The 16,302-nt window shown below is 38.9% G+C and carries 16 protein-coding genes; 6 read left to right on the top strand and 10 right to left on the bottom strand.

Annotated features, from left to right (window positions below):
* Positions 1 to 25: 25 nt before the first annotated feature.
* The 10 genes from AC2TDN_RS19480 to AC2TDN_RS19435 form a co-directional block, all read right to left on the bottom strand.
* Positions 26 to 1,204 carry a beta-ketoacyl synthase N-terminal-like domain-containing protein gene (locus AC2TDN_RS19480; RefSeq protein ID WP_484689860.1) on the bottom strand — a complete coding sequence of 393 codons (1,179 nt, stop codon included), beginning with the start codon at positions 1,202 to 1,204 and terminating at the stop codon, positions 26 to 28.
* A gap of 346 nt (positions 1,205 to 1,550) precedes the next feature.
* Complete coding sequence (locus AC2TDN_RS19475) at positions 1,551 to 1,943, bottom strand: type II toxin-antitoxin system death-on-curing family toxin (protein WP_484689858.1); 393 nt, start codon at positions 1,941 to 1,943, stop codon at positions 1,551 to 1,553.
* A gap of 1 nt (position 1,944) precedes the next feature.
* Positions 1,945 to 2,238, bottom strand: a complete 294-nt coding sequence (locus tag AC2TDN_RS19470) for an AbrB/MazE/SpoVT family DNA-binding domain-containing protein (protein WP_482067978.1) — start codon at positions 2,236 to 2,238, stop codon at positions 1,945 to 1,947.
* A 266-nt stretch (positions 2,239 to 2,504) separates the two neighbouring features.
* Positions 2,505 to 3,491 carry a hypothetical protein gene (locus tag AC2TDN_RS19465; protein ID WP_484689857.1) on the bottom strand — a complete coding sequence of 329 codons (987 nt, stop codon included), beginning with the start codon at positions 3,489 to 3,491 and terminating at the stop codon, positions 2,505 to 2,507.
* Positions 3,476 to 3,925 (bottom strand): DUF6932 family protein, encoded by a 450-nt coding sequence (locus AC2TDN_RS19460; protein WP_484689855.1) that lies wholly within the window; start codon positions 3,923 to 3,925, stop codon positions 3,476 to 3,478. Before AC2TDN_RS19460 ends, AC2TDN_RS19465 begins: the two co-directional genes overlap by 16 nt.
* A gap of 321 nt (positions 3,926 to 4,246) precedes the next feature.
* Positions 4,247 to 6,907, bottom strand: a complete 2,661-nt coding sequence (locus tag AC2TDN_RS19455; RefSeq protein WP_484689854.1) for a DEAD/DEAH box helicase — start codon at positions 6,905 to 6,907, stop codon at positions 4,247 to 4,249.
* A 1-nt stretch (position 6,908) separates the two neighbouring features.
* Complete coding sequence (locus AC2TDN_RS19450; RefSeq protein WP_484689852.1) at positions 6,909 to 8,501, bottom strand: site-specific DNA-methyltransferase; 1,593 nt, start codon at positions 8,499 to 8,501, stop codon at positions 6,909 to 6,911.
* Positions 8,502 to 8,815: 314 nt separating this feature from the next.
* Complete coding sequence (locus AC2TDN_RS19445; RefSeq protein WP_484689850.1) at positions 8,816 to 9,472, bottom strand: zinc ribbon domain-containing protein; 657 nt, start codon at positions 9,470 to 9,472, stop codon at positions 8,816 to 8,818.
* A 219-nt stretch (positions 9,473 to 9,691) separates the two neighbouring features.
* Entirely contained in the window at positions 9,692 to 10,849 is a 1,158-nt protein-coding gene (locus AC2TDN_RS19440; protein WP_484689848.1) for a hypothetical protein, read from the bottom strand.
* Positions 10,850 to 11,499: 650 nt separating this feature from the next.
* A complete protein-coding gene (locus AC2TDN_RS19435; RefSeq protein WP_484689847.1) occupies positions 11,500 to 12,729 on the bottom strand; it encodes an outer membrane protein assembly factor BamB family protein in 1,230 nt (409 codons plus the stop codon).
* A 979-nt stretch (positions 12,730 to 13,708) separates the two neighbouring features.
* On the opposite strand from AC2TDN_RS19435, the gene AC2TDN_RS19430 reads away from it, so the two are divergent.
* The 6 genes from AC2TDN_RS19430 (at position 13,709) to radC (ending at position 16,250) form a co-directional block, all read left to right on the top strand.
* The gene (locus AC2TDN_RS19430; protein ID WP_484689845.1) at positions 13,709 to 14,050 is read left to right on the top strand and encodes a helix-turn-helix domain-containing protein; all 342 of its coding nucleotides are present in this window, start codon (positions 13,709 to 13,711) and stop codon (positions 14,048 to 14,050) included.
* A gap of 127 nt (positions 14,051 to 14,177) precedes the next feature.
* Positions 14,178 to 14,315 carry a sporulation histidine kinase inhibitor Sda gene (sda, locus tag AC2TDN_RS19425; protein WP_484689844.1) on the top strand — a complete coding sequence of 46 codons (138 nt, stop codon included), beginning with the start codon at positions 14,178 to 14,180 and terminating at the stop codon, positions 14,313 to 14,315.
* Between the two features lie 9 nt (positions 14,316 to 14,324).
* Positions 14,325 to 14,831: a hypothetical protein gene (locus AC2TDN_RS19420; protein ID WP_484689842.1), complete on the top strand. Its 507-nt coding sequence runs from the start codon at positions 14,325 to 14,327 to the stop codon at positions 14,829 to 14,831.
* 288 nt (positions 14,832 to 15,119) lie between these two features.
* Positions 15,120 to 15,341, top strand: a complete 222-nt coding sequence (locus AC2TDN_RS19415; protein WP_484689840.1) for a hypothetical protein — start codon at positions 15,120 to 15,122, stop codon at positions 15,339 to 15,341.
* A gap of 16 nt (positions 15,342 to 15,357) precedes the next feature.
* Positions 15,358 to 15,558, top strand: a complete 201-nt coding sequence (locus tag AC2TDN_RS19410; RefSeq protein ID WP_484689838.1) for a hypothetical protein — start codon at positions 15,358 to 15,360, stop codon at positions 15,556 to 15,558.
* A gap of 89 nt (positions 15,559 to 15,647) precedes the next feature.
* Positions 15,648 to 16,250: a RadC family protein gene (gene radC / locus AC2TDN_RS19405; RefSeq protein ID WP_484689836.1), complete on the top strand. Its 603-nt coding sequence runs from the start codon at positions 15,648 to 15,650 to the stop codon at positions 16,248 to 16,250.
* The last annotated feature ends 52 nt before the right edge of the window (positions 16,251 to 16,302 follow it).

The following is a 16,302-nucleotide window of genomic DNA, read 5'->3' as shown; positions in this document are numbered from 1 at the left end:
ATAAGAGAAACACGGAGACCACCTCTTAGCTAATCTTGGTGACAAATAAACAAGTATCATTACCTCCGTATCCATGTGTTGTAATCGCTACACTGTGAATATCTTGATATTGGGTTTCAAGCACGAGAGGCAGTTCTTCAAATCCTTCAGCCCTAGTTTTAATGGTCGGAGGTATAAAGCCGTACTCCATACTCAGCAGAGACGATATCACCTGAATGACCCCCATCGCCCCGAGCATATGTCCTGTCATCCCTTTAATCGAAGTAATCGGCACGGATTGGCCGAATAACGTCTGATGCACCGTACGATCGATCCTGTCATTCACCGTTAAGCCAAGAGCTTGGCTGTTCACGTAGGACGGAGTATGTTCGCCTACTGCGGCCTTAAGACATTTCAGCATACTTTGTCCCGTTTCATCGCTTTGATAAATGGACTTTCCCTCGTTAAGGGAAGCAACCCCTTCTAATACCCCGTAAATTGACGCGCCTCTCGCTTTGGCTTCTTTTTCGCGTTCCAATAGGAGAACGCCCGCTCCTTCCGACATTACGAATCCTTGATGAGCATTGGAGAAAGGAACCCCGGTTTCAAAAACGTCAACATTGGGAGTAACCCCTTGGATTTTTAAAAAACCCTTGAAGCTCCAATCGGTATTCGCTGCATCCGAACCGCCCACCACACAGGCATCAGCTAGTCCGCTTTCAAGAAGCAGCTTCCCTAACAGGATCGCGTCCGAACTCGAAGTACAGCCGGTAGTAATGGTAAAAACCTGACCCTTTGTGCCCAAATGATGGGCTACTGCGGCTGATAAACTGTGCGTATTAGCTAATGCCACGCTATGCAAAGGGATTTTCTCATATACCGCTCCACCCGAGGAATATTGCTCTATCTCGGAAATCCCCCCCGCTGAAGTTCCCAAAATGACTGCGATTCGAAGGGAGTCTTTGTCTGTAAATCCGGCCATATCCATCGCATCATCAGCTGCCGACATTGCAAATCGGCTCAACCTTGGATAACGTTTCAGATTTTTCCCGCGAATCACTTTAAAATCATCATCAATAACACCGCAAACCATGTTTAAACCGTTTATCCGGTCTTTCATGACTCGATGAGTACATATTCCATGCTCCAATACCGTTTTGAATTGCATCTTATCTCCTACATTTGGTGCTTTGATCCCATAACCTGTGATGACTACTTTATCCATTTTGACCCTCCCGGGGTAAGTAAACTTAACACAATAAGACTCAAGCATTAAAATTCGACATTTTTCTCCAAAACCCTACTTAATGATAAAAAATAGAAATTAGAGGTCTAAGTCAAACAATGCAATAGGAAAACGGACTGCATCCTTACAACTACTTGATGTACCTGATTGAGCAGGCCACAGACCGCAGAGCCGCTGATGAAAAGCAAAATCCACAACCTCATGCGGTTGTGGATTTACATGGTGGAGGCGAGGGGATTTGAACCCCTGTCCGAAGATCACGCCACACAGGCTTCTACGGGTGTAGTCACAGTTTTGATGTCACCCAGGAGGACGCCCCTATGAATCATCTGTCTACAGAATGTTCTTTCAAAATGTTTGCAGTAGTCTCCAATGAATGAATTCCTTTTGCAATATCTACGATAAACTCCACTGCGTATATACGTTCCATTCTTAGATGTTTTTGATTCAACATAAGGAATGATTTTGTAACCAGATAGGCTGTCCGTTTATTGCCATTGTGGAAGCAATGGTTCTTCACCAGAGACTCTAGTAGGGCAGCAGCTTTGTCAAATAAATTTGGATAAGCATCTTCTCCAAAAACACTTTGCTGAGGTCTATGTACCGCAGATTCCAGTAGGCCGTGATCCTTCACACCCGCTTGGTCTGCGTCGTTCATTTTCTTCATCATGAAGTAGTGGGCAGAAATAACCTCTTCTTTGGTTAGGAATGTTGTCATTTCATCTATCCCTTAAATCCTCAAGGATACCTTCATCTTCTTCAAACACGTCAAAGAACGCTTCAAGAACTTCTGGTCTTACATTATCGGGGAGCTGAACTTGCCGAACCTTTTTCAATACCACTTCACCACGATCATTTTCAAGAAATTCAATCTCATCGCCTTGTGAGACATTCAACTTTTCAGCCAGACTTTTTGGCAAGCTTACTCCCAAGCTGTTGCCCATTCTTCCGATTTTGCGAGAATAACGCTTCACACTCTGCCTATCATTTGACACTTTGATCACACCATTCATATTTATTCTCCTTCCTATATTATGATCGGCCTTCGACAGGTTATACCTTATAACTGTTATTACTTTTATAACGTATGTACATCTTATCAAAATTCTCAATACTTATAAAGCAAAAACCCGACCTAATGCGGTCGGGTTTCTCATGGTTTGGTGGAGGCGAGGGGATTTGAACCCCTGTCCGAAGATCACGCCACACAGGCTTCTACGGGTGTAGTCACAGTTTTGATGTCACCCGAGTATCGCCCCGTAAAATCATTATTTTCATTCTATAACTTTTCAATGAATCTTACATCTAGGCTCTTTGTATAAGTACTTTCACTACGTAAGACGCCTTTTATTACTGCTATTTCATCAAAGACCTCCTTAAGGTCATCGCGTAAAAAGTCTTTACAATATCCAGTAACTTCAACCGTATTGCCATCACCATGAATCTCTCTCATTCTAAATGATCCTTTATCCAAATCCACTTCACGGATTCGTCCAATGAATGTATAAATTATATCTTCATCCTTTTTCTTTGAAATATTATTAACCAAATAATCCCTAGAGGATGTTGTGAGATAAATATTCTTTTTGACGAGTGGACCATAAAGATGTACTTGATTTAGCTTTTTTGATTGACTCGGAACAAGTCTTAATACACTTTTCATTACTACATCTCTAAGTTCATCATCAGGCATCTCTTGTTTAATAACCTCTTCTGGAACCCTTTCACTTGCCCAGCTTGCTGCCTTTAAAAAGAGATGAGCTGTTTTATTAAAATCCGATTCCTCACTATCTTTAAACATAGACATTTGTTCTATTGGTCGTTGAAGAGCTATCTGCAGACTGCCTTCCATTAGGGCGGTAAGTGACATATCACAACTATGCTGAATGTCCATAGGGAGCTTCCGATTATATCGATATCCCATCAGAAAAGCGTATATATCTTGGAAGCCTTTGCGAATCTCGTCCAGAGTATGTGCAACAACACTAATAGGTGCAGTTCCAAAACCGATCTCAGGACCTAGTAATCGAATTACAATATCTGATTTTCTTACTGCTTCGTTACTCTCTTGAATTCCAAGGTAAAAATCAATCTCTTTTCTAAATTGATTTATTTGCTGAATATAGCCACTAGACATAATGTCAAACATCTTAGGATTTTTAGGTATAAGATGCATCCTTAAGTCAGCAAGGACATTTTCAAGATGTTTTAATTGCTTAGAAACATGATCATATTCACTTTTATTAGTAATCATATCCTCACCCACAATATACCCTTTTTAAGATGCTGATCAGGAGGCTTCATCCCTTTAAGAAATTCTTTTATTTCATCTAGACCACTCGATTCATAAAACACAGGGAAAATGGTAAACCCATGCTTTAATTTAGCCGTTTCTTGGTGAAGCACAGCATAATGGTCATCCGTAAACGTTTCTGGACAATAATCATAAGGTGTAACAACAGCTAAATCGATATCCGAAGGTTCCTCTTTCGAAGTCACATAGCTCCCATCGATTATCAAATGGTTGCATGGGATTCTAGCTCTTTTTATTTGCTCTACATACAATAGCAATTGATCAAATAACCCTTTTCTAGTATTTATATTCGGAATTGCTGTAAATATGCTGCGCACATCCTCTAAGGTACAACTATAGACGCCTTCAGGGAGCAACCCATTTTGATCGAAAGCAGGTATTGACAATGATTCCATCCCCTTAATAGGTTATAAGAGGATAGTACTATAATCTTCTATAAAATAACAGACCTGTTATATTATTTTCACCCTTTAATACTACTTTTATACGTCATTTGCATACCATATATAATTTCGAGAAGCTTTCAACGTAAGCCCCAACCATCTAAATGACTTCTCTTAAATGAATCCTTCTACCAACTTCTGCTCCAATATCTTTAAGTGAATTTCATTGGTACAGGCACTTAATCACCCGAATACCTCCATAGTATACAAAAGAAAAAAGGCCTATAACGGCCTTCAATCTAACTTAAACTATTGGTCTCTTGGTCATTTTTGATCTAGTTGAATTTCTAAGAGCTTAGCCTTTACAGCGTTTAAATCCTTTCCTTTAGGCATTACAAAGAGACATTGACCATTACTTCTTGCTTCCCATATCTGACCGATATCTCTTTTCTCCTTAGAATCATCATCACTCCATCGGTCTGAGCCTTTATATTCAATTGCTAGGTATCTGCCATTATTTAGCTGACAAATAAAATCTGGATAGAATTTATCTGTTGATGTTTGTAACCAAAACGATGTCCTACGTTTAGATAAATTCCTTATCCAATATCTAACCTCTGGCAAGGAATCAATAAATTGAGCGCATTCAAATTCTTCTCCTTTATCATCTAACTCGCCTACATGAGGATAATAATGTTTCGTGAACTTGTAATGCCCTTTGTAGTATGTGCTACATGGATAGTTGTATGGGTCAAAATCAAAGCATTTATCAGGAGTTACCACGAGAGGAGACACTATCTCATCAAATAGACACTGCTGAAAACTTGACTGTCTTACCACATTACGTAATTTATCAATTTTGTTGCTCACAGAGACCCGTAGCCTGTATTTATCAAGCACTAGGTTTTCTAAACTAATATCTCTAACTTCAATCAGATGACGAATAAGTCTTGAAATGAATACTGTTGTTTCTGAAGATGGAAGATCAGGATGGTGTATATTACGGTCAAACCACAACGTAAGATCAGCAACTGTCCACGATTGATCGGTATTAAAAACCATAACTTGTTGTTGTAAATCAGTAATAAATCTTGTCTCTACCTTCCCACCCTCAGTAACAGTTATTTCACCTCGCTGTCCAACATTATTTACTTGGATGTATTCCGAATCTGGAAGCTCGGCGAGATGTTCCCTTAAGGTCCAGAACGATTTAAGAAAGTGCGTTTCTTCAAAAATCTCAAACAGATTCCCTTGTCTTACTGAAAGAGCAGGGACTGAAAATTTAATACTTGATTCCGAAGGACTACTATGCTTTTTTGTAAGGTCTTGAACAGATTTTTCATAAATATTGTCGATTACCTGCTTCGCTTCTTTAGAGGAAAAGCATTGTTGTAAGACATAGCGTTCATTTTGTTCCATCGATCCATGAAAAGATATGGTCTTAGAATCAGAGTCGTATGTGATTCTACTTAGTATTTCTTGGGGAACTCCCTCGGTCTTCGGTTCTTCGTCTATTGCTAACGTTATAACTTGGAATAAATTTTCGAGGTCAAGAGTTTCTGATACATTACCTAACTCCAACTCTTCTTGAATGAATCCCTGTTCCTTAATGAACTGTTTTGCTTCTTGCTTATCAAACCCGTTTTGGATTAGCGCATCAGTTAATGCATTCGCTGCTGTAAAGAAGTTTTGTGATGTTACATATGCATATGCTTGATTGAGCTCTTTTCGCTTTTTCCTCTTTGCATTAGGCAGCCTCATAATCCTACCCACGAGTTGTTCTACTGCTGTAGGAGAACTCATTTCTGCCACTGAAAATAATATATAAGCAAATGGGCAGTCCCATCCTTCTCTTAATGCCTGGACAGTAATGACGTAACGCACAGCACAAGTCTTACTATACAAGTCAACTTCCTCAAGTTCTCTTTTAGTACCCGTTTCGATGGCTATTTCATGCTCTGACACCTTATGATCGTCAATTAAACATTTTTTAATAATCTCAGGTGTAAGAGTTTCTTGCCCCTTTCGGTTTGGTTGTGCTTGTATTAATACAATCGGTCTTATATATTCATTAGTATCTTGTTGTTCCAACTTCGAAATCAATTCTAAGTTGTTCCTTCGTGCAATTACATTTGAGAGGAGCTCTTTCCAATTAGTCTTAGTTTCTAATATAATTGGTATTTTTATCATCTGTTCTGCTTTTAATTCTGCAGCAGATACGCTTAGAAGAACATTACTAGAGTTTTCCTTTAAGGCTGGCGTAGCAGTAAACTCTATGATGCAAGAAGGATCAAATCTTGACAATGTTTCAAATGATAACGATGTACGGGCATTATGAGCTTCGTCAACAATTACAATCGGTCTACGGAGCCTGAGTACATTAGCAAGTGATTTCTTATAATTTCTGTTCTCATCAGTTTCCAATGTTTCAATTAGTTCGTTAGAAATCCCCGTAAAGTGTTCCAACAACGTGCCATTAGATTCGTATACCTTTCTTCCATAAGTATCCTCCACTCTAAAGGCTTGCATTGTTGAAACAATAATTGTTGTACTATTATCCAGGGAGGATCTACTTAAATGTAATGCTTCTGTAACATCATAAACGGATACAGCACTAAATCTTGTATCAAGCACTTGTCTATATGGATGGGACTTATTCCTCAGAGCTTTAATGGTTTGATCTTTTATAGAATTAGATGGAACTAACCATAATACAACCGAACGATCAGCTTGTAGCAAATAACTACTTGCAATACCTACTGAATGAGCAGCTAATAGGGTTTTCCCGCCGCCTGTTGGTATCCTGAGGCAAATATACGGCATATTTCCTAATCCCGCTACAGGTACATAGGGGATGCCTACTCCTAGAGTGTCTCTTGTTATCTTATAAAATGCTTGATCTGCATCCCCAATATCTGTGCATTCTAGGAAGTAAGACTTTAACGAATCCAGTACACGTTGTTGGTAGTCCTTCAATATGAGCATATCAGTTCACCTTCACTTCATAAGGGATTTGTTTGAACACAATTCCCTCTTCTTTAAGCCGTGCCTCACTTAGTAAACAACCTTTAGCATAAATCACCCTCTGTCCATCGAATGGAGGGAGTTTGCCCAATATGTCTAATGTCAGCATACTAGCATTTATATCATCATTAGAGTAAAGCAAATAAATAGCGATGCCATTTGCTATACCAATTAGCGGTGGAGCTATTAGACCATTATTTTCTAACGGGGTTCTAGTCTCACTATAATACAAAAATCTTGCCAAATCATTGAAAGAAATACTCTGATTGACCTGACCATTTGAGTCAAATATTGGTTCGCCCAACTTTCGATAGTCAAATCCAGTATCCAGCCCGTCTTGTTGATGATTCTCGGTGTTGCTATCTTTCTTAATAACATGTTTAATCCGCTCAGCAGTAATATTCCTGCAAATATGTGGGTCCATTTCAATCATTATAAATTTTCTTTGGCTTTGACAATCCCTATTCAATGACAATAACGCATGACCTGTAGTTCCTGAGCCAGCAAAACAATCAAGAACGAGATCATTATCATCTGTACACATCTGAATTAGTTCATACAATAATTTGCTAGGCTTAGGGAAATTAAAGAACTTCCCATCCCCAAATATCTCCTTAATCTCGTTGGTACCCTGTTGTGTATATATTCCTTCAATAATAGAGTACGGTTTTCTCACTCTGGTTTTTCCATCTTCATCTTTTAGATACTGTTTGTAAGAAACAGTCCATTTGTCTTTTTTCTTAGTAAGCACAAGATCATCGTTACTCAATGCTTGCTCAACTCGTTCTCTAGACCACTGCCATTGCTTCTCTGGCCAAATTTCTTCATCATTAAAAGATATGGGATACCTCAAATTAGGTCGCTCATCCATACTGTTAGTTGCTAGCGGTTGTAATCTATATGGACCTCGGACCTCGTATTTAGAATCCTTAAACTTATAGTATTTCAGCGCACCTTCATCTGAGGGCAACTCCAATGCTGGTATCTTATCAATGTGTTTCGCAAAGCAAAGAATATACTCATGACTGTTAACAATATGCTTGGACTTTGATCCCCCGCCGTAACTCTTTTTCCAAATAATCGTTTCAATATGATTTGTTGGACCGAAGATTTCATCCATAAGCAGCCTTAAATATCTAAACTCGTTTTCATCTATACTAACAAAAATCAATCCGTCTTCTCGCAGAAACTCCTTCAACAACATTAATCTTGGATAGATCATACATAACCATTTATCATGTCGTGTTAGGTCCTCAAACTCTTTACCAACAACTTGTCCAAGCCATTCTTTAATCTCGCTATTGTTAATGTTATCGTTGTATACCCAATTCTCATTCCCAGTATTATATGGTGGGTCTATATATATACACTTAACTTGACCAGCGTAATATGGCAGTAGAGCCTTTAAGGCCTGTATATTGTCACCTTCGATTAAAACGTTGCCGCTGTTGCGATTGCCAACGGACAATTCCGATACATCTTCCAACAGTCTGAATGGTATTTCATTATGGTAGTTTGAAACAGCCTTTTTTCCTATCCAGTCCAATGATGGCATTCTTATTTCTCCTTCAAAGCTAATTCGTATTTCAATCAATTATAGCATATATTACAGTTCCAATTTTGTGAGTAGTTGGAACTGTTGGTATGCATCGGCACAGTGAGATTGTATGATCAGCTAATGATAATCTTTGTTCGAACGTATGATTTAATTGGGGCAAAAGAAAAGCGCCGCATAGGCGCTCTCACTATCTCTTCATAGTCTCAGTATTAAAATCAGATTCATACGTTAGATTATTCTTATTCTCACTCAAACTGTGAAACTCATACATTGAAGCATGACTGGCTGAATCTCGAATCAAATGATATCGTCTAACCATTGATCAGTGGTTTTTGATCTTTTTGGATTCCTTGTACATTCCCCATACGCATCTTTCTTTTCAGTGGATATACTGCAAATAGTAACAAGAAATTAAATATACATAAAGTGATAGACCCTACATAAAAACTTCTTGATTCTTCAAATAGTCCGCGCTCAATTATTGCTTTTATTCCATATTCACCTTCTACGTGTGAATAAAATTCAGTCATTAACGCATGCATGTCTTTAAACATAAAAAAGGACCAAACACTAATAATAAATGTTACTCCTATCCATAACGTACCTGTCCCTAAGAAACTTAAAAATAAAATCACATAAACGACAGCTATCGCAACAATCGAACCAGAATAATTATCGAAATGGCCATTTAAATGATTGTATTCTACTCTTCCTATCAGATTAAACACTAAGTATAAGAATATAATATTTAAAGCTATATGTATGGCTATTGATCCTTTACCATTTAATTTTGCACTCCTTGACATAATGTCGTTCAAAATCATTACCCAACGATTCACCCTTACAACCTTTAAATACTCTTCTTCATTGATATACAATCCACCGTTTATCTTTTGCAAAGAAATGCCGCATGAAGAACAATACTTTGAATAATCTAATATTTCTTCTCTACAACTTGTACAACGCATATTACTTTCCTCCACTAAAATTATTGATGTTTAGATATTACTATTTTCATCAAGGTTTGAATTTTTAATAAATCTTATCGGCCTTGCAAATACTATTCAATACGAAATCTAGTTGAGTTGAATCTATCGTTTCTACGCAATTCCCCTCTTAATCTTGGAAAAAGAAAATAATTATAGTCACTACTACATTTAGACGTCCTCGTATGTGTTTATCAGTTTCTATTCCTTGTAAAAGAATCTATCCACTTTCCAGCCGTACTTCGTTTTCACTAATTGAGTAACCGCCTGTACCGTGTAAGTTCCTTCCTCGGAATCACGCTCAATGTTTTGAGATACATCGGCGTATATACCATCCTCTGATATGCTTAGCTCAATTGCATTTGCGGTATACTCAGGAATCAACCAGGTATAATCCTCATACAAACTGTATATTGGTACATAGCCTTCATCGTACCTAGCCCCAGACTGTATGAATTCATATATGAAGTTATTCGAAAAGAAAGGTCTTAATAACTTGTGAACATCTTCCTCCAGTTCAATCGGTTCAACCCAATTCAACTGCACATCGTGTGCTGCTTTAAGAATCTGAGCGGCTTTCTCTTTTGATAATTCCTCTACAGCGTTACGTTGATCATCGGCAATACCATCTTCACCGTATATTACTGAGACATAGGTTTCTTCTGATGTATCCCATTTATATACAACCTCATCTGTCACACCATCTGCACGTGAAAGTCGATCAGATCCTGGACCGTCATCATATCCGTAACCTTTGAATTCCTGGTATCCGTCCAAATCTGTATCAGTTAGTATGTTCTCCAGGTCTGGCCCCTCGATCTCAGCACTGACACTGGAAACTGATACAAGAGTGTCATTCTGAAAAGCGAATGTTTCAGCAGTATAGGACGCCGCCGAGGCACCTACATAAATTCTGATTACGGCAAGTGCATTACGGAATGTAGGATTAGAGATTGGCGCGACAGCCACTTCGTCGCTTGCCTCATATTGCTCTGTAAACAATTTTGAACCATCTTGAAGTGAATATACACCAATGTAGTATTTATCCAGTCCGTCATTAAACTGCTTCTTCGTGTACAATACTATCTCTTCTTTGCCATCATTCGTTATGTCGTACTTAAGCGGCTCAGCCAGCGTTGATGATTCAATGCCGAACGATTCAGTAAACTTGGAACTTACTTCATTTATGCGTAAAGCAACATCTTGTTCCGTCATTTGCTTGACTGGGTCGGCGGTAGGGACAACTATTGTCTCGGTCACATTAGTATTCATTGGAGCTTCTGATTCCCCATTTGGTTCATTGTTGTTACAACCAGCGAGAAAAAGAACAAGAGCAAGTACGACTAGCAGCTTCTTCATTAAGTACGTCTCCTTCTTCAAATTGTTTAATGGGTTGTTGTCAGGATTAGAGCGCATGTATCCACCACCTTCTCCATCAGACAATGTTGTTAGAGGGTCACGTTGCCATCTCGCCAATATCCCCGTACCCATGTACCATCATCACGAACATAGCTTTCTACCAAATTGCGGATGTACATGTTGAAGATTACTGTTGATTGATATTGGCTATGGTAGCCGCCAACTCGTTGGTCTGTGATATCCTCAAACTATATAATTTAAATCTACCCTTCCAATGTAGCCCTTGAGGTATCCTTATGTAATTTGCAATGCTCAGGAGCCTACTCCTATAAGGCTTTTGGCATTGTTTATTTCCGAGTGTCTCCCTTGATTTCCAAGTGTTATTAGAGGTATGCTACCACGTCATTTGTTACTGACCTCATCGCTGCCAGTGTGGTGTACACTATGTCCTGCCATGAACCGAAGCACCCAAAAACCTGCTGTGGTTCGGGTTTTCGAGCAACGGTCTGTTTGTCGTTACCTTTTGTTTCCGTACGTAATCACACGTTCGTGAGCATGCAAGTGATCACAATGTATTTAATCATTGTAAATAGGAAAAGACTACTTGCACTCATTCCATTTCCTGCTTAAGAGTAGCTCATATTATTCACTTACTTCCCTAAAGCGTATAATTTCTTTTCAAATGCGGTAATTGTTGTTTCGGCAACATAGATTGTACCATCAGGTCCAATTGCAACAGGAGTGTTGAATTGGGAATGTCTATGGGACTCTAATTTGTACATCACCTTACCTTTAGGATGTACTACATACATTGCAGAGTTGATATTATTCCTATCCCCTGGTGTGGTTAAATAAATGCGATTATTTGCATCAACAAGTGGAGTATTAAACTCGAACTCTGAATATTCATTGAAAAGCAACTCCCACACTTGCTTACCAGCTGAGGATACCGCAAATAATTGACTTTTATCTGTGCCAAAGTAGATCGTGCCGTCTTTGCCTCTTACAGGTTGAGATATGTTTGAATCAATATGTTCTATTTTAAAAGACCATTTGTCTTTTCCACTTTTGTCCAATGCCAGTAAATAGGTATATGACCCTTTATCATCTTCGATGTAGATGGTACCATCAGCGCCTAGTAATGGAGTATGTTTCTGATCAATATGCATTGGACGATTCCATTTTTCGGAACCATCTGAATTTAATGCGTACAATCCAGGGATATCTCCGAATCGTCCCATAATATATATGGTTCCATCATTACCTATTGCAGGATTGCCCCCATCAATAATTTTTTTAGTCCATATTACTTTACCCTTAGAATTGATGGCTATAAGTTTGTAATTATTATAATTAATCTCTGAGATAGTATACATCGTTCCATCCTTACCAATTACAGGGGGAGTCAAGATACGTGATAAAGGTTCCGAAGTCCACTTTAGCTTACCATCGCTATTATAAGCATGAATGTTGCTATTACTAGTGACGTAAATGTTTCCTTTGGAATCAATAAATGGAGCATTTCTAAGGATGTTCTTTATTTCTTTTTTCCATATGATCTTTCCATTAGCATCTACACGATAAAAATTGTTTTTGTTGGGGCGGTCCCCATAATGAGTGTCATGTACATAGTAGATTTCGCCTTTCGATCCAATAACAAAAGGGGTATTAATGGAAGCATCTAACTCCCACTTCACTTTCAGATTGTCCTTGCCTTTAAATCGAGTATTACCCTCCCAATTGTGGGCTGTTGGTTGGACTGCTTTTGCATCATATCCATTGAAGTACCCTTTTCCTGAAGAAAATATTCCGCTGGCATGCGCTATATTTCCTATAAAAAAAATAATTGCTATTGAAGACCAAATAATAATTTTTTTCACAAGAGTTCCTCCTCTATTTAATCTCAGCACTGCCAGTAAGCAGAGCATATTACCCGTAATCTCTTTGATTTACTTAGTGGTTTTATAAACGTATTCGTTGAAGAGGGATGACACCTATAAGTGCCTATGCTTAATTTAGATCTAGTTGCCCTGCCTGTTCAGTGACAGAAGCAAAACTCTCCCCCTGAGATAACGTAAGCCTAAGTAAATGCTATCATCACTGCCTTCCTACTGGAGACAATGAGAATCCCAAGCACAAACCGTTTCAAGATATGTCTAACAATTCGAATATACAGCCCTATTAAAATTGAAATATTTACCATTTTTCTATAGTGGACTCGAATTATTAAATTTTCCCAGGCCCAAGTATTATGTAATAAAAAGAACGCTTAGCTTTCAAAGTGGCCACCCGCTCTATTCTCATGAATTACATTTCGGTTTGAATAGGTGTCCTCCAATTGATTGCCTTCCAAACCATAAACCAATCCCTATAAACCTCTTAACAATAAGACAACAAGCATTAGTATTATTACTACAATGATTACTACGGCAATTAGGCAGCCTCCCAAAAAAGATCCTGCTGAAGAACTGTCAGAGGCACTCTTTTCCTTAGACAAACTATTGATGACCCAGACGATTAGTGGTGCTACCACTAGAAAGACTATACCTGAGGCGATTCCTGCGAACATACTTTTTCCTCCTATAAGTAATAAAATAAGCTAAAGGTGCAAGCACGAACAGAATATGTGTTGATGTTTATATCATTCAGATTGATCTATATCGTTTATGTAAAATAAAGGCCTACTATAGCATCCTTTCTCCACAGATTGGTAGTTCTTCCAGACTATCACCAAAGTCACGCACTGTATATATTTATACCACAAACTATCTATATACGGTATATTTCGATCAAATTAATCCATTCATAATCTTGGTTATGTTGATTCTCTGCACTATCTTTACCATTAGGGGTGATGTTATGAATAACCTAATGGAGATTGTCGGAAATAAAATACGGGATATTAGAAAGCAAAAGCGATGGAGCCAAGAGGAACTTGCCAATTCGTCAGGTCTGCACTTTACATACATTGGAAAGTTAGAACGCGCTGAACACCAGATTACTCTGGAAAGTCTAGAAAAGGTCACAAGTGCTCTAGGCGTAACTCTTGAGGAATTCTTTCATCTTATACAGCCTGTCGCAGGTGGAAGGTTTGATAGCACCCTCGACCAGATTATCAGCAGACTACAGAACAGAAGCATTGAGGATCAAAAAAAGGCGCTTCAACTGCTAGACTTGGTTTTTGATTGGAAAGACGAATAGCAACATTGTGGAATCTGACCCGCGTTTATCCGAAAGGATAGACTGCGGGTCTTTTTGTGTTCAATGACATGACAGCGATAAAAAATGGGGAATGTGAGATGAACCCTAAAAAGGAGGTGAACTAGACATGATAATTTCTGATGGATTCTTACTGCAATCGTATAAGATGGCTCTGGAATTAAAGCTTGATGATGAATTCATTGAGCAACTAAGAAAGGAAATCTCAAGAAGACAATTAGGGATTGAGCCTGAGGGAAAAGAATAGCGAGAAAGGGTGATCTCCCTGCAAAAGAAACAGGTATTCAGAAAGACCAGTCCGTTTGTCAGAACGGATGAGTACGGCAAGGTTAGCTATTACGAGTTTATAGGCTACTATGACAGTAAGGAATACTTTGTCCCATCATTAGTCATTGGGAAAGAAACGCATTGCGGAAACGCTGTGGTCAAGGGATGGGGTTTAGTCGTCAAGGAGTATATCAGCTATCGAGGTACCAAAGTTAATTTATTCGATATGGGTTTATTGAATACTAAATCCTATTTTCTCAAAGATTTGGTGCATAAGCTATGTCAGATTGATCTTCAAGGTATACCTCATATTCATTGGGTTATTGATGAACAAGTCACACATTGGATTCAACACCATGGAAGCCCCTTTCGTACAGTCGCGGAACAGCGATTGAGAGAACAGATTCGTAAGAAAAAATGGTCAGAAATCAATCTTGATGAAATGACAAATCGAGAACGAAGGCTGTTCCTAAATAATCCATTTAGACCGAAGTAGCTCTGTGTCCGCCATCAACGGATTCAGAGCTCTTTTTGTTTGACAGGGATATTCGGCGGAGTGAGATCACCGCCAACAAGGAGGAGATTATCATCAAAGATTTTAAATTAAAATTGATAGTAGCAACTAGTGCGTTAATTCTGTTAAGTAGGGAATTCGAGCGACTGGAAGTAGATTATTCTGATCTGCTTGCGATGAACTATCCATTCGATAGCGATTTGCATGAAATAATTCGCAAAATGATGGAATGGGAAGAAAAGATTACAGAGGATTGTGAGGTTGCCCAATATGGAGAAAACACAACTAATTGCTAACGAGATGACAGTACTGCTTCGTCAGCTTGTAATGCAGAATCAGCTTATTATGGCGGCACAAGTGCTTAAAGCTTACTTCCTTCGTCAATGGAAAATCGATGAGGAACTGGCTACTCGGTATGTGCGCTATTATTTTTCCAAGCACTATCCAAAGCAGTTAGAACGGCATATTGAGCGTCAAAATCGAGCCAACTAAGGGGGTTTAACACGCAATGCTGAAGCAATTACAAGAACGCAAAGAGGCGCTACAACAGGTCAAGAAGCGTCTAAACGGCAAAGCATCAATTCGAGCACATCAGAGGATTCAGTATATCCGTTGCCTGGCACTGCTCGTAAGCACGGAAATGCAGATCATAGAGATAAACGGCCGCTCTGCGAAAGCGACCGCACGTAACACTACTTCGATTCAATAATAACCCAATATCTATACCTATTCAATGGGGAGTAGCTTCGGTTGCTCCTCTATTTCATATTCCATTAAACCATTTGGAGGTAACTAACCATGACGAAAATGTATTCATATAAGAACCTATTAGCTGCTTCTCTTTGTGAAAAACCAGGAAGCTACACTATCGAAGAGATATTTAAACGCTTCTCCTCACCGCACGAACTGCTTCAAGCTTCAGAGCATGAATTGATGGAGATCAAAGGAATTGGTAGGGCAAAGGCAAACCAGCTCCTCGCTTCATTACGGCTCGCCAAGATGCTTAATACACCTAGACAAGCACCTACAATAATAAGGTCACCTCAGGACATTTACGACCTTCTGAGAGACGAATTGGAGTACCTACAGCAGGAATTTTTTAAAGTAATCTTTCTTAACACTAAGAACCATATCATTGCAGTTGAAACCCTGTCTCAAGGGAGTCTAAACGCTTCAATTGTGCATCCAATGATAGTTTTTAGAGAGGCCTGCAAGCGCTCATCAGCCAGTATTGTGTGCGCCCATAATCACCCGAGTGGCGATCCTACTCCAAGTCCAGAGGATATTTCTTTAACAAAACGTTTAGTAGAGGCGGGCACTCTCATTGGAATTGAAGTGCTTGACCACATCGTCACAGGACATCAACGCTTTGTGTCTCTTAAAGAAAAGGGATTGATGTAGTACCAACGAGGAGTCGAATCATGACTCCCTCTCATATTTACTCAAATAGGAG

The organism is Paenibacillus sp. Y660 (genome assembly GCF_057221575.1).
This window is presented reverse-complemented; position numbering and strand designations above follow the sequence as displayed.

Excerpts from the sequence above, each read along its gene's own strand:
- AC2TDN_RS19430 (WP_484689845.1), top strand. The coding sequence starts at position 13,709 with ATGAATAACCTAATGGAGATTGTCGGAAATAAAATACGGGATATTAGA.
- AC2TDN_RS19445 (WP_484689850.1), bottom strand. The coding sequence starts at position 9,472 with ATGCGTTGTACAAGTTGTAGAGAAGAAATATTAGATTATTCAAAGTAT.
- AC2TDN_RS19410 (WP_484689838.1), top strand. The coding sequence starts at position 15,358 with ATGCTGAAGCAATTACAAGAACGCAAAGAGGCGCTACAACAGGTCAAG.
- AC2TDN_RS19470 (WP_482067978.1), bottom strand. The coding sequence starts at position 2,238 with ATGAATGGTGTGATCAAAGTGTCAAATGATAGGCAGAGTGTGAAGCGT.
- AC2TDN_RS19455 (WP_484689854.1), bottom strand. The coding sequence starts at position 6,907 with ATGCTCATATTGAAGGACTACCAACAACGTGTACTGGATTCGTTAAAG.
- AC2TDN_RS19450 (WP_484689852.1), bottom strand. The coding sequence starts at position 8,501 with ATGCCATCATTGGACTGGATAGGAAAAAAGGCTGTTTCAAACTACCAT.
- AC2TDN_RS19415 (WP_484689840.1), top strand. The coding sequence starts at position 15,120 with ATGGAGAAAACACAACTAATTGCTAACGAGATGACAGTACTGCTTCGT.
- sda (WP_484689844.1), top strand. The coding sequence starts at position 14,178 with ATGATAATTTCTGATGGATTCTTACTGCAATCGTATAAGATGGCTCTG.
- AC2TDN_RS19440 (WP_484689848.1), bottom strand. The coding sequence starts at position 10,849 with ATGAAGAAGCTGCTAGTCGTACTTGCTCTTGTTCTTTTTCTCGCTGGT.
- radC (WP_484689836.1), top strand. The coding sequence starts at position 15,648 with ATGACGAAAATGTATTCATATAAGAACCTATTAGCTGCTTCTCTTTGT.
- AC2TDN_RS19480 (WP_484689860.1), bottom strand. The coding sequence starts at position 1,204 with ATGGATAAAGTAGTCATCACAGGTTATGGGATCAAAGCACCAAATGTA.
- AC2TDN_RS19475 (WP_484689858.1), bottom strand. The coding sequence starts at position 1,943 with ATGACAACATTCCTAACCAAAGAAGAGGTTATTTCTGCCCACTACTTC.